This window comes from Chryseobacterium gleum, assembly GCF_900636535.1.
Taxonomy (GTDB): Bacteria; Bacteroidota; Bacteroidia; order Flavobacteriales; family Weeksellaceae; genus Chryseobacterium; species Chryseobacterium gleum.
On sequence record NZ_LR134289.1, the window covers coordinates 304,313 to 329,935 of the forward strand.

A 25,623-nucleotide genomic window follows, 5' to 3' on the forward strand; every position below is an offset into this window, starting at 1 on the left:
TTATACTTTTACTTTATATTATCCTATTGAAAATGAACGGTCATTGGTGAAATAATAATAAGTCAGATATCCTGTTATTATCATCACTTCTATGATGGAAACCTTTTTATAGCTAATGTTTCTGATTAAAAACCTGTCGATTACAAAAAATCCGAACAAAACCAACAGGAAAATTATTTCTACTGTAACCCCCAGGCTCCCGCTTTCAGGAATGGTCAATAACTGATAGACAATTAAAGGAATTCCAAGTACGGCCAGGATGATAAATACAATAGAGATAAAAGTTGGCTTTTTGATTAAATCAGAAATTGCGTTCATTTTAATGATATTTCAGTTTCATTTCCGGCTTGATCTTAAGGACCGTTTCGTAGATAAGTTTAATAACATTAGCTACATCTTCCTTAGACACCATTTCTACCGTAGTATGCATATAACGCAAAGGTAAGGAAATTAACGCACTTGGTACTCCGCCGTTAGAATGGGCAAAGGCATCTGTATCAGTTCCTGTAGCTCTGCTGGCTGCGGCTCTCTGGAAAGGAATTTTTTTAGCCTTTGCAGTATCAATGATTAATTCTCTGATGGTGTGGTGAACGCTCGGTGCAAAGAAAACTACCGGACCTGCACCACATTTCTGGTCACCTTCTTTTTTCTTTTCAATCATCGGAGTGGTAGTATCATGGGTGACGTCCGTTACAATGGCAATATTCGGTTTGATAGTATCAGCAATCATATCTGCTCCATATAAGCCTACTTCTTCCTGTACGGAATTAGTGATGTAAAGCCCGAAAGGAATTGATTTCTTATTTTCTTTTAAAAGTCTTGCTACTTCAGCAATCATAAAACCTCCGATTCTGTTGTCCAAAGCTCTGCACACAAAATAACGGTCGTTCATTTCAAAGAATTCGTCAGGATAAGTAATCATGCATCCTACATATATTCCCATTTCTTCGACTTCCTTTTTGGAAGTAGCGCCACAGTCTATAAAAATATTTTCGATTTTTGGAGTCGGCTCATTCTGGTTTGTTCTTGTATGAATGGCCGGCCATCCGAATACTCCTTTTACAATTCCGTTTTCTCCGTGAATATGCACCACTTTGGAAGGGGCAATGGTCTGGTCTGAGCCTCCATTTCTGATGACATAAATCAATCCATCGTCAGTAATATAATTAACATACCATGAGATTTCATCAGCATGCGCTTCAATCACTACTTTAAATTCAGCTTCCGGATTGATAATCCCATAGCAGGTTCCATAATGGTCTATTTCTATCTTATCTACATACGGTCTGATGTAATCCATCCAGACTTCCTGTCCTTTATGTTCGTAACCTGTTGGTGATGAAGTGTTTAGGTATTTTTCTAAAAATTTCAAAGATTTCTTTTCAAATTTCATAAAAAGGAATGATTTTTGCGTTCAATTTTTGTTCTTATAAGTGTAAAAATAATGAATTTTAGTAAGATTATCTGCCTTTTTATTCTCTTTTTTGGAGTCAGTGTTTTCGGTCAGAAGGATGGTATTGTGGCAAAACCTCTCAATCAATACCCGCCCGAATCTCTGAAAGTGGATGAATTCGGTAATAAATATTATTACGACGAGCAGCAGAAAATTAAGGTTTATGAAATCAATGGAGAACCTGTCGTCGTTTTAGATGAACTGGTATTGGTGAACAAGCCACGGTTTAACAATCAGCTGGATAAGAATTACTATTACTTCCTGAATAAAAAACTCTATAGGGTATATCCGTTATTTGTTACCGCATTGCAGCAGTACAGGGATATTCAGAAAGATATGAATGATATGGATAGTAAAGCCAAGAGAAAGTTTGTAAGAGAGAGACAGAATATACTGGCTGACCAATATGAGAAACAACTGAGAGATCTTACTACTACCGAAGGACAGGTTTTTGCAAAACTGATGAACAGGGCTACCGGTAAAAATGTCTTTGAAATTATCAAAGAACTTAGAGGTGGATGGAGCGCTTTCTGGTGGAATGTAAAAGGAAAAATGGCTGATATTGATCTGAAAGAACGTTATGACCCTCATACCAACAGAAGTGATGAATTTATAGAATCACTGCTGCAGTCCAATTGGAACTCAGGTTATTTACAGCCTTACCCGGGAGCAAGCGATTTTAAAGTAAAGAAATAATATAAATTCCTGTAAGATTACTTACAGGAATTTTTCTTTTAATTTATTAAATACAATTTTATCTATCGGAAGCGGGAAAGGATTGTCTGGTCTGTCAATATCAATCCATTCTGTTTTTTCAATACAGGGATCCATAATAATAAAATCTTCTTCATTGATGATGTCTACAATATAATATATGGTAAGCAGCTGTTCATTTTCTCTGAAACGGGAAACAAGAAAGTTTTCCTGGGTGTAGAAATGTTCCAGTACATTTATTTTTACATTCAGTTCTTCATCAAACTCACGATGCAGGCATTCCAGTACGCCTTCTCCGTATTCCAGTCCGCCACCCGGAAATTTCATTAAAGGTTCGCCGGCATATTCTTCAAATAAGGTTAAAACCTGTTTATCTTTTACCGCACATGCATACACTCTAATGTTGATCTTATCTATCATATATATAATGTATAATATTTTGTATAGCTAATGTAAGGAAATTTTACAGAGGTGAAAAGGCGAAATAGGGAAAAAACAAAATAGCTGAAAAGCAAATTTGAAGATCCGCTTCTGGATAGTTTTTGCCTTTTAGCAATTTTGCCCCTTTGCCTTTTACAGTTTCACTGCGTTAATCATCTCTCTTTTCCCCGGCGGGCCCTGTTTTTTTTCAACCTGGAAATTCAATTCCTGAAGAATTCTTCTTACGCTGCCTTTTGAAGAATAAGTTGTTAATAATCCGTTAATGGCCATTTTGTCAGCAACCAGCTCAAATAACGGTTTTTCCCAAAGGTCAGGCTGTACTCTGGCGCCAAAACAATCAAAGTAGACAAGGTTAATTTCAGGCAGATCAATGTCTTTCAGGTCAAAAAAATCACATTCTATCTTTTTTAGGTTGAATCCACTAATAATTTCTACTGACTTTTCCCAATCTGACAGATGAATTTTCTGATAAATATTTTTTAACTCCGGGTTATCAAAAAGTTCATCGTAAGCCAAATCTTTAACTTCGGATTCATTTATGGGGTATTTTTCGAGCGAAAAATAATTGATGACATGATTTTTGTCAGTTTTTAAATATTCATTAATTGTTACCAAAACATTCAAACCTGTTCCAAAACCGAGTTCTAAAATATTAATTTCGCAATCATTTATCAAATTCAGTCCATTTTTGATAAACACGTGTTCGGCTTCCTGTAGTGCCCCGTGATGAGAATGGTAGTTTTCATTTAATTCATTGATAAACAATGTTTTACTACCATCGTTTGTGGTCTTAATTTCTCTTTTCAAGCTATTTTTTTGTCAAATTTACTCTAAAATTTTTATATTTAGAAAATTATGTTAAATTTGTAGAACATCGTAAAAATTTTAAAAAATGATAATTCAAAAAACTGAAAACTCCAGAATTTCTACATTTGACCCTAACAATTTTTCATTCGGAAATACTTTCATCGATCATATGATCATTTGTGAGTATGAAAACGGAAAATGGGGTGATGTAAAATTAGTTCCTTACGGTCCGATTCCATTTACACCTGCTATGATGGGAGTAAATTATGGACAAGCTTGTTTTGAAGGTATGAAAGCCTATAAAGACAAAGACGGGCAGGTTTTCCTTTTCAGGCCTGAAAAGAATTTTGAACGTATCAATAAGTCAGCGAAGCGTCTTGCTATGCCCGAAGTGACTGAAGAAATGTTTTTAGACGGATTAAAAGCATTAGTAGATATCGACAGAGATTGGATTCCACAGGGGGAAGGAATGTCTCTTTATATCAGACCTTTGATTTTTGCTACAGAAGAAGCTTTGAAAGCAAGAGTTTCGAATAAATATATGTTTGCTATCGTTGCAACGCCAGCGAAGAGTTATTATTCAGAACCGGTATCAGTGAAAATTTCTGACCACTATTCAAGAGCTGCAAACGGAGGAGTAGGTTCTGCAAAAGCTGCAGGGAACTACGCTGCTTCTTTCTATCCTACACAATTGGCTATAGAAGAAGGATATGAGCAGATCATCTGGACAGATGATGCTACTCACGAATATTTCGAAGAAAGTGGTACAATGAACGTATTTGTAAGAATCAACGATACAATCTATACACCTCCGACTTCTGAAAAAATCCTTGACGGAGTAACAAGAGACAGCTTTATTCAGTTGGCAAAGAGAAGAGGAATCGAAGTAAAAGTAGAGCCTATAGCTGTAAAAACAGTAATTGAAGCTTTAAAGAACGGTTCTCTTAAAGAAGTTTGGGGAGTAGGTACGGCTGTAGTAACCACTCAGTTCCAGGCTTTAGGATACCAGGGAGAAAAACTTGATCTTCCAAGATTATCTGATGAAGAAAGCTTTGCAGCGATCCTTAAGAAAGACCTTGTAGACTTACAAACGAACCTGTCTGAAGATCCTTTCGGATGGAGAGTTATTGTAGACCACGCTTTGGAAACAGTATAATAGCATAAAATAACAATATGAAAGCCGGGTTTTTCCCGGCTTTTTTGTATCTATGTATTTATAAAAATGTATGAATAGTTTAAGATCAGATTCATATTTTATTACATTCACACATTTCTTAACCAAGTTTTGTAATTAATTCCCGAAATGTGTATTTTCGCAAAAGTTTATGAAAAAAATACTCTTCATATCAGCCATAAGCCTGTTGAGCTGCAACAGAAATGCCCAGACGGCTCATCCTCCTGTAGGCGGTGTTTTAAGCCAGAAAGATCTGGATGTTTCCAAAAACAGGATGAAAAACTTAAATACTATAGAACGGGGCCAGATTCAGGACTGGATCAATGGCCAGTCTGTAAAGTATTATCCTACGCAGCTTAATTACTGGGTAACGGTGGAAGGTTATGATCAGAGAGAAAAAAGGAAGGATGAAACCATGATTTCCTATTCCTATGATCTGTATGATTTTGACGAGACTAAAATCTATGACAAGCCTTTTGAAAGGAGAGATGCCAGATTCGGGCATTTTGATGAACTGAAAGCGGTGGAGAATGCTTTACGTTTTATACGGGATGGAGAGGAAGTAACGCTTTTGGTACCGTCTTCACTGGCTTACGGAACCTACGGAGACGAAAAGAAAATAGACAACGACATTCCATTAATCATAAAATTAAAAGCTCTATAATACATGAAATTGTTTAACAAGAATATAATTCTGGCAGCGGCAAGTATTTCGCTGATGAGTTGTACCCCAATTTATAAAAAAATGAACGTAGACAAAGAAACTTACGAAGGTCTTAATGACGGACTTTATGCCAATCTTCAAACCACAAAAGGAAATATGATTGTGAAGTTTGAAGACAAGAAAGCACCAGTAACTGTAGCCAACTTTATCGGTCTTGCAGAAGGGAAAATCGATAACAAAGCTAAGGCTAAAGGAGTTCCTTACTATGACGGAACTATTTTCCACAGAGTAATCAAAGATTTCATGATCCAGGGAGGTGACCCTCAGGGAACAGGTATGGGAGATCCGGGATATAAATTCGAGGATGAAAGAAATGACCTTAAACACACAGGAAAAGGGATCCTTTCTATGGCGAACTCAGGACCTAACACAAACGGTTCCCAGTTCTTTATTACTGAAGTAGCTACTCCTTGGTTGGACGGAAGACATACGATCTTCGGAAAAGTAGTAAAAGGAACTGAAGTGATTGATGCTATTGCTAACGTTGAAAAAGGAGCTCAGGATAAGCCTAAAACAGATATCGTTTTAGAAAAAGTTTCTGTTTTCAGCAAAGGTGACGAGTACAAACACTACGATGCAGCTAAAACTTTTAACGAAGGAAAAGCTAAAATCGCAGAAAACAATAAAGCTTTCATCGCTAAAGAAGAAGCTGAAAGAAAGAAAAAAGAAGAAGAATTCAAAGCTAACCAGGAGAAATTGGTAGAAAGCCTGAAAGCTGGTATGCAGAAAACTGAATCCGGTCTTTATTATAAAATCACAAAAACAGCTGACGGTAAAGCTCCAAAAGCTGGTGACAATGTATCTGTACACTATGCAGGTAAATTAGTGGACGGAACTGAGTTTGATTCTTCATTCAAAAGAAATGAGCCGATCGAAATTCCAATCGGAATGGGAAGAGTAATCAAAGGATGGGATGAAGGGATCCTTTTATTGAAAGAAGGTGAAACAGCAACATTATTGATTCCGCCGGCAATGGCTTACGGAGAAAGAGGAGCAGGAGGGGTAATCCCGCCAAACTCATGGTTGGTTTTCGATGTTGAGCTTGTAAAAGTAAAATAATTGAATCTTCAAAATATGGTAAAAGCCGTCCGAAAGGATGGCTTTTTTATTTTGCTCAAAATATTCTGTAACGATCTGAGTCAATATCACGACATATTTTACAGTTGGAAAGTTTAATAATTTTTCTGGCAAAAATGTAACACCCTTCAATCATGAAAACCAAATCACTTCTGCTTCTGTTCGTTATGCTGTCTTTTATGGCTTTTTCACAGACCAGGGCAAATCCGGACGATGCCGCAATAAAAAAATCACTTACTTATTTTGTAAACAGCATTCAATCTAAAAAGATCGATCAGGCGGTAAGCTGTATATATCCAAAATTCTTCACGATAGTTTCAAAAGAGCAGATGACCCAAATTTTGAATATGACTTACAATAATCCATTCATGAAAATTGAAGTACAGGATTTAAAGTTTGGAACTATTGAAAAACCTGAACTCATTACCGGTGAATATTTTTCTATCACCCATTACTTTTTGAAACTGAAATGCAACGTCAGTTCATTAAATGATGACATGAAAAAGAAAATGAGCGGTGCCTTAACAGCTAAGTACGGTGCGGATAATGTGAAATATGTAGCCAGCGAAGGTTCTTATCTCATCAACGCTGGTATGAAAACCTGTGCGGTTTCAAAAGATAAAAAGGCGTGGAAATTTGTGATGCTTGAAAAGGAATATAAAAAAGAACTGGTGAAAATTTTACCGAAGAAAATTCTGGATAAGTTTTAAAGATTAAGCAGTAAGTGCTGGTTTTATATAAGCATAGAGCTGTCATGAAGAAACACTTCTTTATTTTCTGTAAATACCGTAAAAATACGGATTTCGGTAAGGAGTTATTACTTCTATCTTTATCCAGCACTTATAAGAAACAAAATAAATATGTTGGATCTGAATTACGATGAGATAAAAAAGGAAATAGAGTCGGAAGTATGTGAAACGCACAATCTGCATCCGGAACTGATTAAAACAGATGAAGGCTTCGGTATCAAAGCCTGTTGCGAGCCTTTCAGGGAAAAAATGGTTGAAAAATCCGGAAAAATGATCGAGGAAGAAACCCAGAAGATCCTCGAAAAAATGCTGAAGAATATGTTTAAAGAATAAATTTTTACGATGTGATGATAGCACTTGTTGTTATCACGGGAGCTGCTCCAGAAGGAGTGGCTTTTTTTGTTGGAAATGAAAAATATATTTTTTAAATAACTTGAATAATAAAAAACCGCCCCAAAACAGGGCGGTTTTCCAAGTAAAAATAAATTGAAAGTTATATGTTTTGTTATCTTTTCTTCACACGTGTTCCGGCCAGGGAACTGATGAATACAAGGCCAAACCCGATATAAGCGGCAAATGCCGTCAGGTATATAATTAAGCTGTTAAAGCTTGGTTTTGTGGCGTATACCAACACAGAAAATGCAGCAAAACTCAACACCAGCATTAGGCTCCATATATGCAATTTCGCAGCATCTTCATTTCTCTTAAAAATCATTTCAAAAAACGCTCTCATCATTACTAACATTTTAAGGGTTATACATTAATTTATATCATAAAGGCGCACTCATCACGGTAAAAAGAATATATTCTTTTACTGGGCTAAGGTTCACGATGACTTTGCCATTTATTTATATTATGATACCGGGCTGAAAGTCCGGGATATTTTGTTTTTTTGAATCAATAAATGATTCCTGGTTATTGTGATACCAGTCAGATACGGGTGCAAAACTGCTATGAAAAACTAATGGGGGTTAGTTGATCAGGGGCCCGTATCTTTTACGGCATCGTAGAAAAAAAAGGGATTCATATTTACATATGAATTTGAATCAGTGGAAAAACTGAAAATCCACAGAAAACCTTTTTTCTCATCCTTAGTGTTTTTTTATTTTTTTTCTCCATAATTTACATGCCAATATTATGCCAAAGTTCAGATTATGCGATTGACACTTTGTTTCACGGGATTGATGAGATCAGTATTGAAGCGTGTTTTCTTCTGTTATTTCCTTAAACATAGAAAAATTTTCTATTACTTAGGTGTTATTAATGACAACAAAGAAAATATTACGGAGAAATTGTTTTTCATATTTATAATATGATGGGAAAAGTTTAGCATGAAGCTTGTGTCCTTAAAGATAGAACTAATGATTAGAATACTGTTTTCAACTTATTTTTAATTTATTTGAATAAAATGAGTTTTATGAAATTGGTGTTATTCGTGAAATTATTAGTGTCATTTGTGTTTAATCATAACCACAAATAGCACTAATATTTTTACACAAATTTCACAAATAGTATCATACGAATCAAGCTATTAAAAGATTTGCATGATCATCTGTGCACATCTGCAAAATCAGTGGGGAAAAATATTTAAATTGATGATTTATCAACAGTGTTTAAAAAGAAAACCGTCTTTACAGACGGTTTCATATTTACCAGTTTTTGTCAATCATATAGATTATCTGTGTCAAAGCAGTAGCGCCTAATAAAAGTTCTCTTCGGTTCACCTTTTCAAAAGTATCTTCTACTGTATGGTGAATATCGAAATAACGCTGAGAATCCGGCATCAGTTCGGCCGCAGGAATTCCCATGTCATGAAGCGGGTAGAGGTCGGTGCCTGAAAACCGTTCTTCAAAATTATAAACTCCGTAAGGAAGAAACAGGTTTGACCAGCTTTTGATCTGGTTTCTTTTGGCATCATCCATATCCAGGGCAATTCCTCTCGGTGCAAAACCTCCGGCATCTGTTTCTATGGCAAAAAGATGTTTTTCATTCTTCTCTTTTACTGTTTTACCATATTGAATTCCGCCTTTTACTCCGTTTTCTTCATTGGCAAAGCAGACCACTCTGATGGTGTGGGTGTTCTGAATTCCTAATTTTTTAAAAGTTCTCAATACTTCAATACTTTGAACAATCCCGGCTCCGTCATCATGGGCACCTTCGCCTACATCCCAGGAATCAAGGTGTCCGCCGACAACAATAACACTTTGATCTTTTTTACCGGTGATTTCACCAATAACAGAGTGGGAGAGTTTCTCGCCTTTCATTCCGCAGTTGGAATTGAGTTTTGCCGTTACTTTCTGATTTTTCAATAATGCTTCCAGTTCGTCTGCTGTAGTACTTCCGATGGCTACAGCCGGTATTTTGGAAACCTTGTCTTCATAGCGCATTGCTCCGGTGTGGGGAATATCGTCAAATGCAGAAGAAAGAGATCTAACGATAGCAAATTTACCTCCTTTTTTGGCTGTCAGAGAAGCGGCTGTAGTTCTGTATTTGGCAGCATCACCATATGCTTTAAAGGTTTCTATGAAAGACTGGCTGAAAGCATAGTTGAAGAAAACAATTTTATCTTTCACTTTTTCCGCGGGAAGCTTATCATATTCTTCCATAGATTTTACCATGATGATTTCCCCTGAAACATCTTTTCCTCCGGTGCCTTCCGAGTTTCCAAGAGAAAGCATTTTAAGGCTTTTCCACTTGCCGTTCGAAGTCTGGATGTGCAGGGATTCTTTTCCTCTTTCCCATACCGGGATCATTACCTCCTGAAGCCACACCTTATCAGCTCCGGCATCACGGAGTTTTTGTTCAGCCCATTTTACGGATTTTTCATAGGCTTCAGACCCGCTTAAACGATGTCCGATATTCTTTGTAAGTTCTCTCAGCTCAGTATATCCTTTTCCGTTGTTCAGGATTTCTGTGGAGATTTTTCTGAACTGAATGGAATCTTCTTTAGACTGGCCGAAAGCAAGCATTCCAAAAAGTAATAGTGAAGTTCCTAATATCTTTTTCATTGTTTACCAATTTTTATCAATCATATAAATAAGTTGTGTCATTACTGCAGCACCGAGCAGCAGTTCTCTGCGGTTGACTTTTTCAAAAGTATCTTCCTCCGTATGGTGAATATCAAAATAACGCTGTGGATCTGGAACCAGTTCAGCAGTGGGAACACCCATTTCGTGAAGCGGAGCGATATCCGACCCGGAATATTTTCCTTCAAAGTTATAGACGCCATATGGTAAGAACAGATTAACCCAGCCTTTGATCTGGTTTCTCTGAGGGGCATTCATTTCCAGGGAAATTCCTCTGGGTGAAAAGCCTCCGGCATCTGATTCTATAGCAAAAAGATGTTTTTCATTGTTTTCTTTCGCTGTTTTGCCATATTGTTTTCCTCCTTTTGTTCCGTTTTCTTCGTTGGCAAAGCAAACCGCGCGAATGGTGTGGTTGTTTTGTATGCCTAATTTTTTAAAGGTTCTTAATACTTCGATACTCTGCACAATCCCGGCTCCGTCGTCATGGGCACCTTCACCTACATCCCAGGAATCAAGGTGTCCGCCAACCACAATAACGCTTTGATCTTTTTGGCCTGTAATTTCCCCGATAACGGAGTGGGAGAGTTTCTCGCCTTTCATTCCGCAGTTGGAATTGAGTTTAGCAGTAACCTTATGATTTTTTAACAACGCTTCAAGCTCATCAGCAGAGCTGTTTCCAATGGTTACAGCTGGTACTTTGGGAATATTTTCGTCATAACGCATGTTTCCGGTGTGGGGAACATCGTCGAAAGCTGAAGAAAGTGACCTGACGATGGCAAATTTGCCTCCTTTTTTAGCCGTTAAAGAAGCTGTAGTCCGTCTGTAAGCACTTGCATCACGGTAAGAAATGAAAGTCTGTACATTTCCCTGATTAAAAGGGTAATTGAAAAAGACAATCTTATCCTTCACCTTTTCAGCGGGAAGCTGATCATATTCCTCCAGTGATTTTACTATGATGATTTCACCTGAAACATCTTTTCCTCCTGTTCCTTCAGAATTTCCAAGCGAAAGCATTTTGATGTTTTTCCATTTTCCTTTGGAGGTTTGAATATGCAGGGATTCTTTTCCTCTTACCCAAACCGGGATCATGACTTCCTGAAGCCACACCTTATCAGCTCCGGCATCACGGAGTTTCTGTGCTGCCCACTGTACCGATTTTTCGTAGGCTTCAGAACCGCTTAAACGATTGCCTATTGTTTGGGTAAGTTCTCTTAATTCATTATATCCTTTGCCATTGTTCAGAATTTCGGTGGAAATTTTTCTGAACTGAATGGAATCTTCTTTGGACTGGCCGAAAGCAAATATTCCACAAAATAATAATGATGTTCCTAATATCTTTTTCATTGTTACCAGTTTTTATCAACCATAAAAATCATCTGTGTGATGGCAACCGCTCCGAGCAGTAGTTCTCTTTTATTCACTTTATCAAAAGTATCCTGCTCGGAATGATGGTAATCGAAATATCTTTGTGTATCTACAACGAGCTCTGCCAAGGGAATATCAAGTTTTTTCAAGGGTGAAATGTCCTGAATAGCCTCAGTCTGGTCAAAATCATAAACTCCGTAAGGAAGAAAATATTCTTTCCATGGATATACCAGTCTTCTTCTCTGAGGTGACATGTCTAAAGAAAATCCCCGTGGAGAATATCCTCCGGCATCAGTTCCTAAAGCAAATACATGTTTTTCCTCTTTCTTTTTTACATAAGCGGCGTACATTTCGCGGCCCTGTCCTCCGTTTTCACTGTTGGCATACAAAACTACTCTGATGGTGTGATTATTTTCGTATCCAAGCGCTTTCAACGTCCTTAAGACTTCAATACACTGCACAACACCTGTTCCGTCATCAATGGCGCCTTCGCCAACATCCCAGGAATCAAGCTGGGCACCTAAAACAATTACTTTAGAATCTTTTTTGCCCTGAATTTCAGCAATGATATTGGGATTGGTGGTATCGCTTTTTGACTGTGCGGTCATATTGATTTTAGCGGTAACTTTTTGACTTTTCAGGGTTTTCTCCAATTCATCCGCAGATCTTACCCCGATAGACAAAGCCGGAATTTTAATTTTATCATCCGGTTCGTAGTAAATCATTTTGGCATGCGGAGTATCATCATTGGCAGTTGTTAATGATCTTATAATTAATGCTTTTGCGCCTGTTTTGGCAATAACAGATGCGGAAATTAATTTTGATTTTGCAGTTTGTAAATAGGAATCACTGGTATTGATAATTTTCGGGTCCATTGGAACATTTACGAAAACTATTTTGTCTCTTAATTGCCCTACCGACATAGCGTTAAGCTCTGATGTGGAATTAATTAAAATAATTTCACCTGTAAGGTCTTTTCCGCCTGTTCCTTCAGAGTTTCCAAAAGAAAGCATCCTGATATTTTTCCAGTCTCCGTTTCCTGCTTTTATCTGCAGTGATTCTTTTCCTCTGATCCAAACCGGGGTTTTGGCTTCCTGCCTCCAGATCATGTTTATGCCGATTTCCTTAAATTTTTTTTCTGCCCATTCTACGGCTTTTGCATATCCTGGTGTGGCACTGAAACGTGGCCCGATTCCTTTGGTAAGTTCTCCCAGGTTTTCATAAGCAGCGCCGTTGGTCATAATTTCATCCGAAATTTTTCTGAACTCATCATGATAATTGAATTTGGCAACCGTTCCTTTTTTTGCCGGATTTTTTTGTGGCTTTTTTTGAGAAAATAAAAATCCACTCAAAAAGAGTGGAAGTATAATGAATATTTTTTTCATTTATTATTTACCTTTCTTTTTCCATTGATAAAATTAGGGAAAAAATAGGAAATTATTAAGGTTTCATATCATACATTACTAAGGCTGTAATCAATTTTGGCTCAATGAATGTACATTTCGGAGGCATGCTTAGTTTTAAGTCTGAAATTTTAATCATATCATTAAAACTTACAGGATAAATTCCGAAACCGACTTTACCTTCACCGTTATCCACTTTTTCTTTTAAAATATTGATTCCGTTGATATTGGAGGTTCCTTTTACATAAGAAATAAGCTCAGAGCTGTCCGGATCTTCAATTTTCAGAATATTTTTGAAAATATACTTGTCTAAAAGATGGTGATCCAGATTGTCCAGAGACATTTCCTTGGAACGAAGATCATGCTTTACGTGAAGAGAATAAAACTTACCGTCCATATACATCGAAATGTGGAACTTTTGAGAAGGGTAGTATGGTGTTTCTCCTTTTTCGTGAATAAGGAAATATTGTTCAAGCTGCTTCAGGAAATCTTCCGGAGCAATTCCATTCAGATCATGTAAGATTCTGTTATAGTCATGAATCTTGATCGACTGGTTAGAAACAATAAAACTATATACAAAATTGTAATGCTCTGTACCGTTATGTTTTTTGTTTTTCTCTTTATGGTATTTGGCATTTAATGCTGTAGATCCGATTCTGTGGTGTCCATCGGCAATGTAGAAAGAATCAATCTGATCAATTACTTCCTTAAACTGCTGAAGTTTCAGGCGATTGTCAATTCTCCATATTTTGTGTCTGATACCCAGCGAATCCACATGGTTGAAGATAGGAACATTTTTTTCCTCATGGTTCATCAGCAATTCAATCTTTGAATTGGCCGGATAGGTAAGAAGTACAGGTTCTGCCTGCAAGTTTACTTTTTCAAGATAATGGGCCAGTTTTTCTTTTTTCTGCGGAATGGTACTTTCGTGTCTTTTGATTTTTCCATTCCAGAAATCTTCAATACTTGCCAATCCCAGAAGTCCTCTGAACATCTGTTTGTTGGGATAGATCTGCTCATAAAGATAATAGGCTGAATTGTCCTGGACTAATTTCTTTTCTTCCAGAAGTTCTTCAAATGTAGAACGGATCTTTCTCAGGTTCCGGTCAATATCTTTGGATTTACTTACAACATAGGGTTTGATCATATTGATGTAAGTATTTTCAACTTGAGCTTTCTCTGCAATCTCTTCCTGGGTGAAATTATCCAGTGGATGGGTAGGGAAAGTACTCTCAAAGTCTCTATGAGGTCTTATTCCACGGAAAGGTTTAAAAACAGGCATATTTATCTTATAGTTTCTTTTTGTAGCTTAATAATTTGTTCTGCAAGTTCGATACCGATTTTCTCCTGTGCATCTACCGTATTTCCGCCTATGTGAGGGGAAAGTGATAATGCAGGGTTCATCAGCAAAGGTAACTCGGGGTTCGGTTCGTTTTCAAAAACGTCCAGTGCCGCTCCGGCTACTTTTCCTGATTCAATAAAATCAATCAGTGCCACTTCATTGATGACACCTCCTCTTGCAGTATTTACAATATAGACTCCGTCTTTCATTTTTTCAAACTGAGGCGTGTCCAGAATATACTCATTCGTCTTCGGCGTATTGATGCTGATGAAATCGGCATCTTTAAGGAATGCTTCCATATCATTGGTGGAAGTGATTTCAAAGTTAACTGACTGTCCATCGAAGAAATTCAGCGTTAGAACTTCTGTTTTCGGACTTCTTGTCAGAACGGTTATTTTCATTCCTAAAGCGATTCCTATTTTTACAACTTCCTGGCCAATACTTCCAAAGCCGATTACTCCTAATGTTTTCTCTGAAAGTTCATGCGCGTTGCTGAATGACTTTTTCATCGCATTGAAATGCGTTTCTCCTTCCAGAGGCATCAGTCTGTTGGATTCATGAAGGAACCTTGCCAGTGAGATGAAATGTCCGAAAACCAATTCCGCCACTGATTTTGAAGATGCTGTAGGAGTATTGATGACTTTAATGCCTTTGCTTCTGGCATATTCCACATCAATATTATCCATTCCGATACCGCCTCTTCCGATAATTTTAAGACCAGGACATGCATCAATCAGATCCTGCCTCACTTTCGTGGCACTTCTCACAAGAAGAACAGTCACATTATTATCGTTGATAAAATTAATAACGTGATCCTGGGCTACTCTATTGTCCAGAATTTCAATTCCGGCTTGTTTCAGAGCGTTTTCTCCTGCTTTTGAGATTCCGTCGTTTGCTAAAACTTTCATTTGTTATTTTTATAGATGTTAGATACAAGATGTCAGAAATCAAACTTTGAGGTCTGTTGTCTGACATCTGCTGTCTGATATCTTTTTATTTTTCGGTCGCCTAATATAAGCTATTTTATCGACTTCATCACATCTACCAGAACCTGTACACTTTCAATCGGCAGGGCATTGTATAAACTTGCTCTGTAGCCGCCAAGGCTTCTGTGCCCGTTTAAGCCACTGATTCCGGCAGCTTTCCATGCATTATCAAACTCTTCTTTCTTACTTTCGTCTGTAATTCTGAAAGAAACATTCATCAGTGAACGGTCTTCTTTTACGCAGAAAGTTTCGAATAACGGGTTGCTGTCGATTTCATCATATAAAAGCTTGGCTTTTGCTTCATTTCTTTGTTCTGCAGCAGCAATTCCTCCGTTTCTTTCAAGATACTGAAGGGTAAGTAAAGAGGCATACACAGGAAATACCGGTGGAGTATTGTACATCGATTCTTTAGCAATGTGCTGAGAATAATCCAGGATAGAAAACATGTTTTCTCTTCCTGTTTTTCCAAGGATATCTTTTTTCACAACTACTAAAGTAACTCCTGCAGGTCCCATATTTTTCTGGGCACCGGCATAGATCAGGTCAAACTTGGAAAAATCCAGCTGTCTTGAGAAAATATCAGAGCTCATATCACAAACCATCAGTGTATCCACTTCAGGGAAAGATTTCATCTGAGTTCCGTATATTGTATTGTTGGAAGTGCAGTGGAAATAATCATATTCTGATCCAACTGTATAATCTTTAGGAATAAAAGAATAGTTCTCTTCTTTTGATGAGCCTACTATGTCTACTGTTCCTACTTTTTTTGCTTCTTTGATGGCTCCCGCTGCCCATGTTCCTGTATCCAGGTAAGCTGCTTTTCCACCTACTTTCATCAGATTGTAAGGAACCATTGCAAACTGCAGGCTGGCACCTCCTCCTAAATAAAGTACTTCATAATCATCACCAAGATTCATCAATCTTTTTACAATGGCACGCGCTTCGTCCATTACCGCAACGAAATCCTTACTTCTGTGGGAAATTTCAAGTAGAGACAATCCGATACCGTTAAAGTCTAAGATAGCCTGTGCTGATTTTTCAAATACCTCCTGTGGTAAAATACATGGTCCTGCGCTGAAGTTGTGCTTTTTGCTCATATTTTTATTTTTTGGTTGCTTCCGGATTGAGATTCCTTTAGCTTTATTTTTTGGTTAATTTGGGATTTTTGGACAAAAAAACCGCCTCACAGATCATGAGACGGAAGTTTTTTATTCACCGTGTAAGAATGCTTTTTTATTAAGCAGAGCTTCTTCAGATTCTACATGGTCCTCATCAGGCACACAGCAGTCTACAGGACATACCGCTGCACACTGAGGTTCTTCATGGAATCCTTTACATTCTGTACACTTATCTGTTACAATGAAATATACATCATCACTTACAGGTTCCTGTGGTGCATTGGCATCTACAGTAAGTCCTGACGGCAAAGTAATTGTACCTTGAAGAGCCGTACCGTCAGAAGCTTTCCAATCTACAGCTCCTTCATATATTGCATTGTTCGGGCATTCTGGTTCGCAAGCCCCACAGTTAATGCATTCATCAGTTATTTTAATAGCCATCGCTAATTTTTTTTAAATTTGCACAAAATTACAAAATTTTACCCAATTTTAAAGTAATTATGAATACCGAAAATCAAGTTTTAGGACTTATTAAGTTAAGCGATTATATAAAAGCGTTTTTAGCGAAGAAACCGGAGGATCACAATGAAGATGATGCTGATATTGAATTATTGTTAAAAAGATCTGAAATAGAGAATCCGTGGTTTACCATTGATAATCAGAAATTTGCTTTACAGCAATGGGCAGAACTTCTGACTGAAGATAACATCAGAAACTGGCTGGCCCATTATTCCATTTCTAAAATTTCAAAAAGAGTTGGACTTATTTTAGCAGGAAATATTCCTTTGGTAGGATTTCATGATGTGATTTCCGTGATTCTGGCCAATCATATTCCTGTGATTAAGCTGTCTTCAAAAGATAAATATATGATTCCGTTTTTATTAAAGAAATGGAATGACTTTTCCAGTGAGAACGTAACTTTTGAATTTGTAGAAAAATTAGAGAATTTTGATGCCGTTATTGCGACAGGAAGTAACAATACAGCAAGATATCTGGAATATTATTTCAAAAATCATTTGAGCATTATCCGTAAAAACAGGACTTCTGTTGCGGTGCTTAAAGGTGATGAAACGAATGAAGAACTGCAATTGCTTGCAAAAGATATTTTCCAGTATTTCGGATTGGGATGCAGAAATGTAACGAGAATTTTTATTCCGCAGGATTTTGTGATTGACAGGCTGTTTGAGAACTTTTTAGGGTTCCAGGATATCATCAATCATAATAAATATGCCAATAATTATGATTATAACAGAGCGGTTTATCTTTTGAATCAGGATAAATTCTGGGATAATAATTTTGTGATGCTGAAAGAGGATGAAAAACTGTTCAGTCCGCTTTCTGTGATCAATTTCAGCAGATATGAATCTTTGGATGATGTGAAAGACTTTATCGCAGAAAATGAAGAAAATATTCAGTGTGTAGTGGCAAAGGAGGAGTTGGGAATGAATGCAATTCCGTTTGGGGAAGCACAAAATCCGGGTCTTGATACCTACGCAGATAATGTGGATACAATGAAATTTTTAGAACTGGTCTGATTTTCGTATCTTCCATCACTTATTTCACCAAAACAAAAATGAATACTATGAAAAAATTATTGCTAGGACTGGCGCTTGTTGGCGGACAGCTGGTTTTTGCACAGAAAGTAACCGGTGCAAAGGTTGGAAACAGTCCTGAAAAGGAAGTGCAGGCCACTATAAGTAAGGAGAAGGTCAGTTTGTATAATGATAACTTCCAGAAGTTCGTTGTAGCTTTACAGGCTTCAGACCGTACGGCTATTGATGGATTGATTTCTGAGAAGGTAAAGGAAATTGTGACGGATGATGTGCTTAAAAAAGTCAAAGACGGTATTGATCCCAACAAAAAACTTGAAGTCTTGAAGGCCGGATATTATAAAACAATGGACGGAATCAGTCATCCAAGTATTAAATATAAATATGAGGGTGGATCTTCCAAGGAAGTAATTACCGCTGTATTTGAGGATGACGGAAAAATTCTTGGGGTATTGCCCTCGAAATAAGACTTAATTTATTTTCGATTAACAAAAAAATATTAACTATGATGACAGATGTTTTAGTTGCTCATTCTTCAGAGGTGGAGAAGGCAAATTTTTACAAGAAGACGTATTTGCATGTCGCATTATCGATTCTTGCATTTATTGGAGTGGAAACAATATTATTGAAAACGGTTCCGCAGGAAATTATATTTATGATGTTTAGTCAGAAATATATCTGGCTGCTGATTATCGGAGTTTTCTGGTTAGCTTCTGTTTTAGCTTCCAAATGGTCGCTTTCTCAAAGCAAATCTACTCAGTATTTAGGATTAGGATTTTACATTTTGCTGGAAGCAATTATCTTTATGCCACTTCTTTTTATTGCTACCAATATCCAGGGTGGAGCTAATGTAATCTTTCAGGCAGCTACTTTAACCATTGCTATGTTTGCAGGTATTTCTGCTGTGGCATTTACTTCTAAAAGAGATTTTTCTTTTTTAAGAAACATTATTATAATCGGTGGGTTTATCTCCATCGGATTGATTGTGGGAGGAATGATCTTCGGTTTTAACCTTGGGTTATGGTTTTCTGTAGGAATGGTGATTTTAGCTTCAGCTACCATTCTGTATCAGACAAGTAAACTGAAAGATTCTTATGGTACGAATCAGTATGTGGGAGCGGCATTGCAGCTTTTTGCTTCTATTATGCTTTTATTCTGGTATATTCTGAGTATTCTGATGAGCAGAAGAAACTAATTGATAAGATGTATTAGCTTTAAAATATAGTCCCGGTGATTTTTCATCGGGATTTTTTTTATTTAAACACAAATGTCGCAAATGTTTTCACGAATAACACGAATTCAATAGGAACGGGCTTTAGCCCGTTTATTTTAAATGAATCTTTTTCAACGGCTTTAGCCGAAACTTATAATTATATTGATTATTTAATCCCACAGATTTCACAGATTGGCACGGATGGTTGTATATATTTTTAAAAAAAACGAATTTTAATATTTGTGAAATTTGTGCGAAAACATTTGTGTTATTTGTGGTTTAATGGGTTGAACACTAATGCCACAAATATTTTTCACGAATAACACGAATTCAATAGGAACGGGCTTTAGCCCGTTTACATAAATAAGTTCCATCCAAAGGCTTTAGCCGAAACTTATGATTATTAAATTCCACGGATTTCACAGATTGACACAGTGATGATGTGTTTTTTTTGATGAATACCTTTTCAACTGTTCTGTCGTATTTGTGAAATTTGTGAAATCATTTGTGTTATTTGTGGTTTTGGGAAATTAAACCCAAAAAATCCTGATGAAAAATATCACCGGGATTTTATTGGTTATTCTTTAAAATTTTCCATACAGCTTCCAGCTTCATGTTACCGGTTACGGTCCTTCGAAGTACATTTTACAGTTGAAATAAAGATTCTTAAAGAATAGAAAAAAGTATAGTAATGAGGAAAAACCTCAGGTATTGTATTTTGTGTTTTTATAATTTTTTTGATAGAATTATCAAAAGATTATTTGTCAATTGATCCTAAAACCTTCTGAGCAAAAGAGTTTAAAGCATCTTTCTCACTCATTCCGTTTTGTACATTGGCGTGAACTTCTAAAGCTCCGCAAATGTTGGTGATTAATTCTCCTGCAACATTTAAATCTTCTTCGCTTGTTCCTCTGAACTCGCAGAAACTTTCCAGTACTTCTAATGTTTTTTCAAGGTTTTCAGGAGTCTGATTCTGATAAAACTGTCTGATTACGGGTAATTTCATTATGCTAATTCATTAAAAAGGTTAATTAAACTTTCTGCCTGGTTAGACTGAACCTGGTTTACAAGCTCTCCGTTTTTAAAGATGGCGAAAGTAGGTAAGTTGTCTACTTTTGCTAATTTTCTGCTTTCAGGCAGCTTTTCTGCATCTACATATAAAAATGGGATAGAATCATTTTCAGCTGCTAATTTTTTGAATTTCGGCTTCATGATTCTGCAGTTTCCGCACCATGTCGCGCCATACTGAACAACTACTTTTTCATTGTCGTTCACTATATTTTGTAATGTATCTTCGGTTAATTCTGTATACATGATCGTAATTTGAAAATTTGTTAATTTGAAAATGTGTCAATGTTTTGTAAAGAAGAAAATGAGATAACTTTTAATAATCCTGAGATTAACTTTCAAATTATCTCATTTTCAAATTAACACATTATATTAGTTCTTAGCTAAGTATTCTGCAGTAGAAGTTCTGTCAGCTTTCATTGCTTCTTTTCCCTCTTCCCAGTTTGCAGGACATACTTCACCGTGTTTCTGAACGTGAGTGTAAGCGTCAATTAGTCTTAAGAATTCTTTTACGTTTCTTCCTAGTGGCATATCGTTTACCGCTTCGTGGAAAATTTTTCCGGTTTCATCGATAAGGTAAGTTGCTCTGTAAGTTACGTTAGAACCTGTGAAAACTTCGTTTCCATCTTCATCATATTCGAAATCCTGATCAACAATTCCCAAAGTGTTTGCCAATTGTCTGTGTGTATCAGCTAAAAGTGGGTAAGTTACTCCTTCAATACCTCCGTTATCTTTTGGTGTGTTCAACCATGCGAAGTGTACTTCGTTAGTATCACAAGATGCACCGATTACTTTAGTGTTTCTTTTTTCGAATTCACCTAAAGCCTCCTGGAAAGCGTGAAGCTCTGTAGGACATACGAAAGTGAAATCTTTAGGGTACCAGAATAAAAGAACTTTTTGCTGGTTGTTTACTGCTTCATCAAGGATGTTGATTCTAAGATCGTCACCCATTTCAGACATTGCGTCAATTGTTAAATTCGGGAATTTTTTTCCTACTAAAGACATAATTTTTCTGTTTTTATATTTAAATTTCTTATGCAAATATATAAAAGATTCATCTATCAAACAAACAAATATTGATAAATAAAATCTATAATTGTTTTTGACGTGTTGTTTAATAAAAAAGCCCTGACATCAGGGCTTTTTGTTTATTTTAATAACCAAATATTTCAGTTAAATCAAGTTTTTTTACTTCACCCAATTTCTGCATATCGGCTTCATTTACTTTATCTTGAGAAGCAACAAGGCAATAGGTGTAGTTCTTGTTTTTCATCTCTTTGTCATGGAAAGCATTGATGTCTGCAAAAGATAGTTTTGGAGCCTGTTCATACACATTCTTTCTCATATCAAAATTGTTTCCAAGCCTTTGGGATTTCAGATAAGAGAAAATGATTCCGTCCTGAGTAATTCTTTCTGAAGCAATTGATTTTTTCAATCCGCTTTTTGCTGTTTCGAATAATTGTTCAGATTTTGGAAGCGTTGTTAAAAGCTCATTCATGGCTGTTGTAGACTCATTGAATTTGTCTGCCTGGGTTCCTACATAAGCCATAATCATATCCTTATCTGTTTTCTTACTTGGAAGAGCAAAATAAGAATAAGTGGAGTAGGCCAGTGCCTTAGATTCTCTGATGGTCTGGAAAACAATAGAACCCATACCGCCTCCGAAATAATTGTTGAACAGGCTTACAGTAGGCGTCGTTGACGGATTGTACTGATCAGAGTTTCTCACCCAGAAAACTTCTGCCTGTACCATGTCATAATGCGCAAACAATACCTTGTTTTTATCTGTCGGAATCTGAACGAAAGTTTTAGACTTAGGAAGATCTTTCAGCGTTGCAGGAAGTTTGTGGATCGGTTTTAGCGATGCAACCACCTCGTTTCCTGTTTTCGGACCGTAATACAATACTTTATGCTTGAAATTAAACAGGTCGTGAAGAACATTGATTAGGTCTTCAGCCTTTAATGCGTCAAGTTCAGCATCACTCAATACATTATTGAATGGATTTTGAGGGCCATATTGTGCATAGCTTCTCAATCCGGACATGATAACTCCTTTGTTCTGTTTAGCATTGGCTCTGGCTTTCTTCAATCTAACCTTATAAGCATCAAGAGCTGCCTGATCTGCCTGGCAGTTTTTAATCAGATCTTCAAATAGGGCAACTGTTTTATCGAAGTTTTCATTTAAACCTTCCAGTGATACATAGGTCTCTTCGTTTCCTGCGCTCACATTAAAGCTAGAGGCAAGTTTGTAGAATTCCTTACTGATCACTTCAGAAGATTTATCTTTCGTTCCTAAATACTGCAGGTATTCAGCTGCCAACGGAAGGATTTTGTTGTTCCATTTTCCTGAATCAAAATGATAATACATTCTGAACAGGGCGTTATCTGTATTTTTTACAGAAAGTACATTTACACCTGCTAATTTGTTTTTATCAATATCCTTATCATAATTCAACCATACCGGAGCGATAGGGTTTTCAGGCATTTCATCAATTTTCTTAAGGAAAGGCGACTGATCTTCTCTGTTAACGGAAACCGGAGTGATGGTTGGTTTATCAACTTTTACAATGCTCTTGTCTTCTCCTTTTCTTTTGTAAACAGCAACATAGTTATTGTTCTGAAGATATTTGGAAGCGAAATCCATAATATCTTTTTTTGTAAGTCTGGAGATTTCGTCAACGTATTCCAGGGATGTTTTATGATCAATGTCAGAAGTAAATTCATCCATCAGGATACTTGCTCTTGACGAATATTTTTCATCCTTCTGAATGATCCCTTTCTTCTCATTGTTTACAATAGACTGGATCAGATCATCGGAAAACTCACCTTTTCTCAATTTATCAATTTCCTGAAGAAGAAGATTTTTTACTTCATCCAGAGATTGTCCTTCAGTAGGCTTTCCTTGCAGAAGCAAAACGGAATAGTCTTTTAAAGCATAAGATCCGGCATAAGCGCCAAGTAACTTCTGTTTTTTTACAAGGTCAAGATCAATTAATCCGGCTTGCCCGTTAGTAAGCATGTTTCCAACAAGGTTCAGCATTCTTGCATCTTTGGTGGAAGCTCCCGGAAATCTGAATCCGAGCATTACATTTTCAGGATTTGGTCCTACTACTTCTTTTACAATCGGGGCGCTGATTTCTTTTTCCTGTCCTACTTTATATTCAGGAATTGTTTTAGGCTTCATATAAGAGAAAGCCTTGTCAATCTTTGCAATCACTTCATCCGGATTGAAATCTCCGGACATGATAATCCCCATATTATTAGGAACATAATAGGTGTTGTAATATTCTCTGATAGCCTTCAGTGAAGGGTTTTTCAAGTGTTCAATCGTTCCGATCGTCGTTTGTTTCCCATAATTGTTATTAGGAAAAAGATTGGCAAACATGGTGTCGAAAACTTTATCTCCGTCGTCATCAAGAGATCTGTTTTTTTCTTCGTATACCGCTTCCAGCTCTGTGTGGAAGAGTCTCAGAACAGGTTCTCTGAATCTTTCAGCCTGTACAGCAAGAAATTTGTCAAGAACGTTGGCGGGTACATCTTCTGTATATACGGTCTGTTCAAAGGAAGTGAAGGCGTTGGTGCCATCAGCTCCCATACCAGCCATCATTTTGTCATATTCATTTGCGATGGCAAATTTCGCGGCTTCTCCTGAAACTCTGTCAATTTCTTTGTAAATCTCTTTTCTCTTAGCTTCATCCTTGGTCTGATTGTACTTTTCGTAAAGTGCATCAATCTGGTCTAGCAACGGTTTTTCCTTCGCCCAGTCCTTAGAACCGAATTGATTCGTTCCTTTAAAGAGCATATGCTCCAGATAATGAGCAAGACCGGTGTGGTCTGCGGGATCGGTTTTACTTCCTGCTTTTGTTGCAATATAAGTTTGAATTCTCGGATCCTTATTGGTAGGGCTCAAAATAACCGTCAGTCCGTTTTTTAAGGTGTAATACCTTGCGGAAGTAGGGTCATTGGTTACATACTTGTACTTGTAGCCATTCGAAGTAGCTTCTTTCCACTGGAAATCCTGGCCAAAAGCATATCCCGCAAAACTCGCTGCGGCAATACTTGTGGCGATGGTCAGTTTTTTTAACAGATTCATTGCTGTCGTGTTTTATTTTGGGTTATTAATTTGTTAATTGAATTGTTCCAATAAGTTTTTGATTCGTTTCATGGCCTCTCTTAATTCCTCCTCAGAAGCGGCATAAGAGAATCTGATGCATTCAGGGCTTCCGAAAGAGAATCCGCCAACACAGCCTACATGCGCATTTTCCAGAAGGAACATCGCAAAGTCGTCAGAGTTTTTAATTTCAGTTCCGTTCAATGTTTTTCCGATATAGTATGAAATATCCGGGAAGAAATAGAAAGCAGCTTTTGGAAGTACCACTTTAAATCCAGGAATTTCTTTGATTAATTCATACACAAGATCTCTTCTTTTTTTGAAAGCATCAATCATATACCTGTATTCAGAAGGATCTGTTTTTAATGCAACGATAGAAGCTCTCTGTGCCATCGTATTAGCACCGCTTGTCATCTGTCCCTGTACCTTTTCACAAGCTTTTGCCAGCCATTCCGGGCATGCGGAATATCCGATTCTCCATCCTGTCATGGCAAATGCTTTCGACATTCCGTTGATTACGGCTGTCTGTTCGTATACTTCAGGAAACTGAGCGATAGATGTCGTTTTTGTTTCGTAGTTGATATACTCATAGATCTCATCAGAAATGATCGTTATCTGAGGATACTTTGCGATAACTTTCGCGATAGATTTTAATTCGTCATAGGTGTAATAACCTCCCGACGGATTACATGGAGAACTGAAAAGTACTGCTTTAGTCTTTTCTGTAATCGCTTCTTCAAGCTGTTCTGCAGTCACTTTAAAATCGGTAACGTAAGATGTCGGAAGAATCACAGAATTGCCTCCCATCATTTTTACCATTTCATCATAGCTTACCCAATAAGGAGCAGGAAGAAGAACTTCGTCACCATCATTGATGATAGCAGCGAGAACATTGATAATGGCCTGCTTGGCACCATTTGAAACACAGATCTGGGTAGGTTTATATTCCAGGTTGTTGTCTCTTTTTAATTTATAAGCAATCGCCTCACGCAATTCCAGAAATCCCGGAACAGGAGAATAATGGCTGTAATTCTGATTAATGGCATCGAAAGCGGCCTGTTTGATATTATCCGGAACATCAAAATCCGGTTCACCAAGAGTTAAGCTGATTACATCTATTCCGTTAGCCTTCATCTCTCTGGCTTTATTAGACATAACAAATGTCTGTGAGTATCCTAATCTTTTTACTCTATCTGAAAGTTTATCCATGTATTTTTTGAATTTTAACAAATATATGATAAAAACGTCTTGCAGGGACAATAAAAATGGGGCTGAATTGAAGATTTTTGTCAGGTTTTGGTT

General features: G+C 37.0%; 26 protein-coding genes. 9 read left to right on the forward strand and 17 right to left on the reverse strand.

The window, feature by feature from the left end:
- Positions 1-18: 18 nt before the first annotated feature.
- Together EL165_RS01370 and chrP are read right to left on the reverse strand one after the other, a co-directional pair.
- A complete protein-coding gene (locus EL165_RS01370; RefSeq protein WP_002980023.1) occupies positions 19-318 on the reverse strand; it encodes a hypothetical protein in 300 nt (99 codons plus the stop codon).
- A gap of 1 nt (position 319) precedes the next feature.
- The gene (gene chrP, locus EL165_RS01375) at positions 320-1,393 is read right to left on the reverse strand and encodes a chryseobasin maturation metalloprotease ChrP (protein ID WP_002980022.1); all 1,074 of its coding nucleotides are present in this window, start codon (positions 1,391-1,393) and stop codon (positions 320-322) included.
- 51 nt (positions 1,394-1,444) lie between these two features.
- Between chrP and EL165_RS01380 the strand changes: the two genes are divergently transcribed.
- Entirely contained in the window at positions 1,445-2,149 is a 705-nt protein-coding gene (locus tag EL165_RS01380; RefSeq protein WP_002980021.1) for a DUF4294 domain-containing protein, read from the forward strand.
- A 21-nt stretch (positions 2,150-2,170) separates the two neighbouring features.
- On the opposite strand, the gene EL165_RS01385 is transcribed toward EL165_RS01380, so the two are convergent.
- Both EL165_RS01385 and mnmC2 read right to left on the reverse strand, forming a co-directional pair.
- A complete protein-coding gene (locus EL165_RS01385; RefSeq protein WP_002980020.1) occupies positions 2,171-2,587 on the reverse strand; it encodes an NUDIX domain-containing protein in 417 nt (138 codons plus the stop codon).
- 153 nt (positions 2,588-2,740) lie between these two features.
- Positions 2,741-3,415 (reverse strand): tRNA (5-methylaminomethyl-2-thiouridine)(34)-methyltransferase MnmC2, encoded by a 675-nt coding sequence (gene mnmC2, locus EL165_RS01390; protein WP_002980019.1) that lies wholly within the window; start codon positions 3,413-3,415, stop codon positions 2,741-2,743.
- Positions 3,416-3,500: 85 nt separating this feature from the next.
- On the opposite strand from mnmC2, the gene EL165_RS01395 reads away from it, so the two are divergent.
- The 5 genes from EL165_RS01395 (at position 3,501) to EL165_RS01415 (ending at position 7,472) form a co-directional block, all read left to right on the forward strand.
- Entirely contained in the window at positions 3,501-4,571 is a 1,071-nt protein-coding gene (locus EL165_RS01395) for a branched-chain amino acid aminotransferase (RefSeq protein ID WP_002980018.1), read from the forward strand.
- Positions 4,572-4,740: 169 nt separating this feature from the next.
- Positions 4,741-5,253 carry an FKBP-type peptidyl-prolyl cis-trans isomerase gene (locus tag EL165_RS01400; protein ID WP_002980017.1) on the forward strand — a complete coding sequence of 171 codons (513 nt, stop codon included), beginning with the start codon at positions 4,741-4,743 and terminating at the stop codon, positions 5,251-5,253.
- An 81-nt stretch (positions 5,254-5,334) separates the two neighbouring features.
- On the forward strand, positions 5,335-6,372 hold the full coding sequence (locus tag EL165_RS01405; protein ID WP_228370561.1) for a peptidylprolyl isomerase: 1,038 nt from the start codon (positions 5,335-5,337) through the stop codon (positions 6,370-6,372).
- A gap of 152 nt (positions 6,373-6,524) precedes the next feature.
- Positions 6,525-7,100 (forward strand): hypothetical protein, encoded by a 576-nt coding sequence (locus tag EL165_RS01410; RefSeq protein WP_002980015.1) that lies wholly within the window; start codon positions 6,525-6,527, stop codon positions 7,098-7,100.
- Positions 7,101-7,250: 150 nt separating this feature from the next.
- On the forward strand, positions 7,251-7,472 hold the full coding sequence (locus EL165_RS01415) for a hypothetical protein (RefSeq protein WP_002980014.1): 222 nt from the start codon (positions 7,251-7,253) through the stop codon (positions 7,470-7,472).
- A 172-nt stretch (positions 7,473-7,644) separates the two neighbouring features.
- On the opposite strand, the gene EL165_RS01420 is transcribed toward EL165_RS01415, so the two are convergent.
- From EL165_RS01420 to EL165_RS01455, 8 genes are all read right to left on the reverse strand, one after another.
- On the reverse strand, positions 7,645-7,875 hold the full coding sequence (locus EL165_RS01420) for a hypothetical protein (RefSeq protein WP_126358567.1): 231 nt from the start codon (positions 7,873-7,875) through the stop codon (positions 7,645-7,647).
- A gap of 913 nt (positions 7,876-8,788) precedes the next feature.
- Complete coding sequence (locus EL165_RS01425) at positions 8,789-10,147, reverse strand: M28 family peptidase (RefSeq protein WP_002980012.1); 1,359 nt, start codon at positions 10,145-10,147, stop codon at positions 8,789-8,791.
- 3 nt (positions 10,148-10,150) lie between these two features.
- Positions 10,151-11,509, reverse strand: coding sequence for a M28 family peptidase (locus EL165_RS01430; RefSeq protein WP_002980011.1), 1,359 nt, complete (start codon positions 11,507-11,509; stop codon positions 10,151-10,153).
- A gap of 2 nt (positions 11,510-11,511) precedes the next feature.
- Positions 11,512-12,915 carry a M28 family peptidase gene (locus tag EL165_RS01435; RefSeq protein WP_002980010.1) on the reverse strand — a complete coding sequence of 468 codons (1,404 nt, stop codon included), beginning with the start codon at positions 12,913-12,915 and terminating at the stop codon, positions 11,512-11,514.
- Between the two features lie 55 nt (positions 12,916-12,970).
- Positions 12,971-14,215 (reverse strand): DUF1015 domain-containing protein, encoded by a 1,245-nt coding sequence (locus tag EL165_RS01440; RefSeq protein WP_002980009.1) that lies wholly within the window; start codon positions 14,213-14,215, stop codon positions 12,971-12,973.
- A gap of 2 nt (positions 14,216-14,217) precedes the next feature.
- The gene (locus EL165_RS01445; RefSeq protein WP_002980008.1) at positions 14,218-15,183 is read right to left on the reverse strand and encodes a D-2-hydroxyacid dehydrogenase; all 966 of its coding nucleotides are present in this window, start codon (positions 15,181-15,183) and stop codon (positions 14,218-14,220) included.
- A gap of 110 nt (positions 15,184-15,293) precedes the next feature.
- Entirely contained in the window at positions 15,294-16,358 is a 1,065-nt protein-coding gene (gene serC / locus EL165_RS01450; RefSeq protein ID WP_002980007.1) for a 3-phosphoserine/phosphohydroxythreonine transaminase, read from the reverse strand.
- Positions 16,359-16,469: 111 nt separating this feature from the next.
- Entirely contained in the window at positions 16,470-16,820 is a 351-nt protein-coding gene (locus tag EL165_RS01455) for a 4Fe-4S binding protein (RefSeq protein ID WP_002980006.1), read from the reverse strand.
- Positions 16,821-16,879: 59 nt separating this feature from the next.
- Between EL165_RS01455 and EL165_RS01460 the strand changes: the two genes are divergently transcribed.
- Genes EL165_RS01460 through EL165_RS01470 form a run of 3 tightly spaced genes read left to right on the forward strand, consistent with a single transcriptional unit; the run spans position 16,880 to position 19,124 of the window.
- Positions 16,880-17,914: an acyl-CoA reductase gene (locus tag EL165_RS01460; protein ID WP_002980005.1), complete on the forward strand. Its 1,035-nt coding sequence runs from the start codon at positions 16,880-16,882 to the stop codon at positions 17,912-17,914.
- 47 nt (positions 17,915-17,961) lie between these two features.
- A complete protein-coding gene (locus EL165_RS01465) occupies positions 17,962-18,396 on the forward strand; it encodes a peptidylprolyl isomerase (RefSeq protein ID WP_126358568.1) in 435 nt (144 codons plus the stop codon).
- Between the two features lie 38 nt (positions 18,397-18,434).
- Positions 18,435-19,124 carry a Bax inhibitor-1/YccA family protein gene (locus EL165_RS01470; protein ID WP_002980003.1) on the forward strand — a complete coding sequence of 230 codons (690 nt, stop codon included), beginning with the start codon at positions 18,435-18,437 and terminating at the stop codon, positions 19,122-19,124.
- 775 nt (positions 19,125-19,899) lie between these two features.
- Here EL165_RS01470 and EL165_RS01475 read toward each other — a convergent pair.
- From EL165_RS01475 to EL165_RS01495, 5 genes are all read right to left on the reverse strand, one after another.
- Positions 19,900-20,148, reverse strand: coding sequence for a DUF6952 family protein (locus EL165_RS01475; RefSeq protein ID WP_002980002.1), 249 nt, complete (start codon positions 20,146-20,148; stop codon positions 19,900-19,902).
- Complete coding sequence (locus EL165_RS01480; RefSeq protein WP_002980001.1) at positions 20,148-20,456, reverse strand: thioredoxin family protein; 309 nt, start codon at positions 20,454-20,456, stop codon at positions 20,148-20,150. Before EL165_RS01480 ends, EL165_RS01475 begins: the two co-directional genes overlap by 1 nt.
- Positions 20,457-20,582: 126 nt before the next feature.
- Positions 20,583-21,215, reverse strand: a complete 633-nt coding sequence (locus tag EL165_RS01485) for a peroxiredoxin (protein ID WP_002980000.1) — start codon at positions 21,213-21,215, stop codon at positions 20,583-20,585.
- Between the two features lie 148 nt (positions 21,216-21,363).
- Entirely contained in the window at positions 21,364-24,303 is a 2,940-nt protein-coding gene (locus tag EL165_RS01490) for a M16 family metallopeptidase (RefSeq protein ID WP_002979999.1), read from the reverse strand.
- Positions 24,304-24,336: 33 nt separating this feature from the next.
- Positions 24,337-25,530: a pyridoxal phosphate-dependent aminotransferase gene (locus EL165_RS01495; protein ID WP_002979998.1), complete on the reverse strand. Its 1,194-nt coding sequence runs from the start codon at positions 25,528-25,530 to the stop codon at positions 24,337-24,339.
- Between the last annotated feature and the right edge of the window lie 93 nt (positions 25,531-25,623).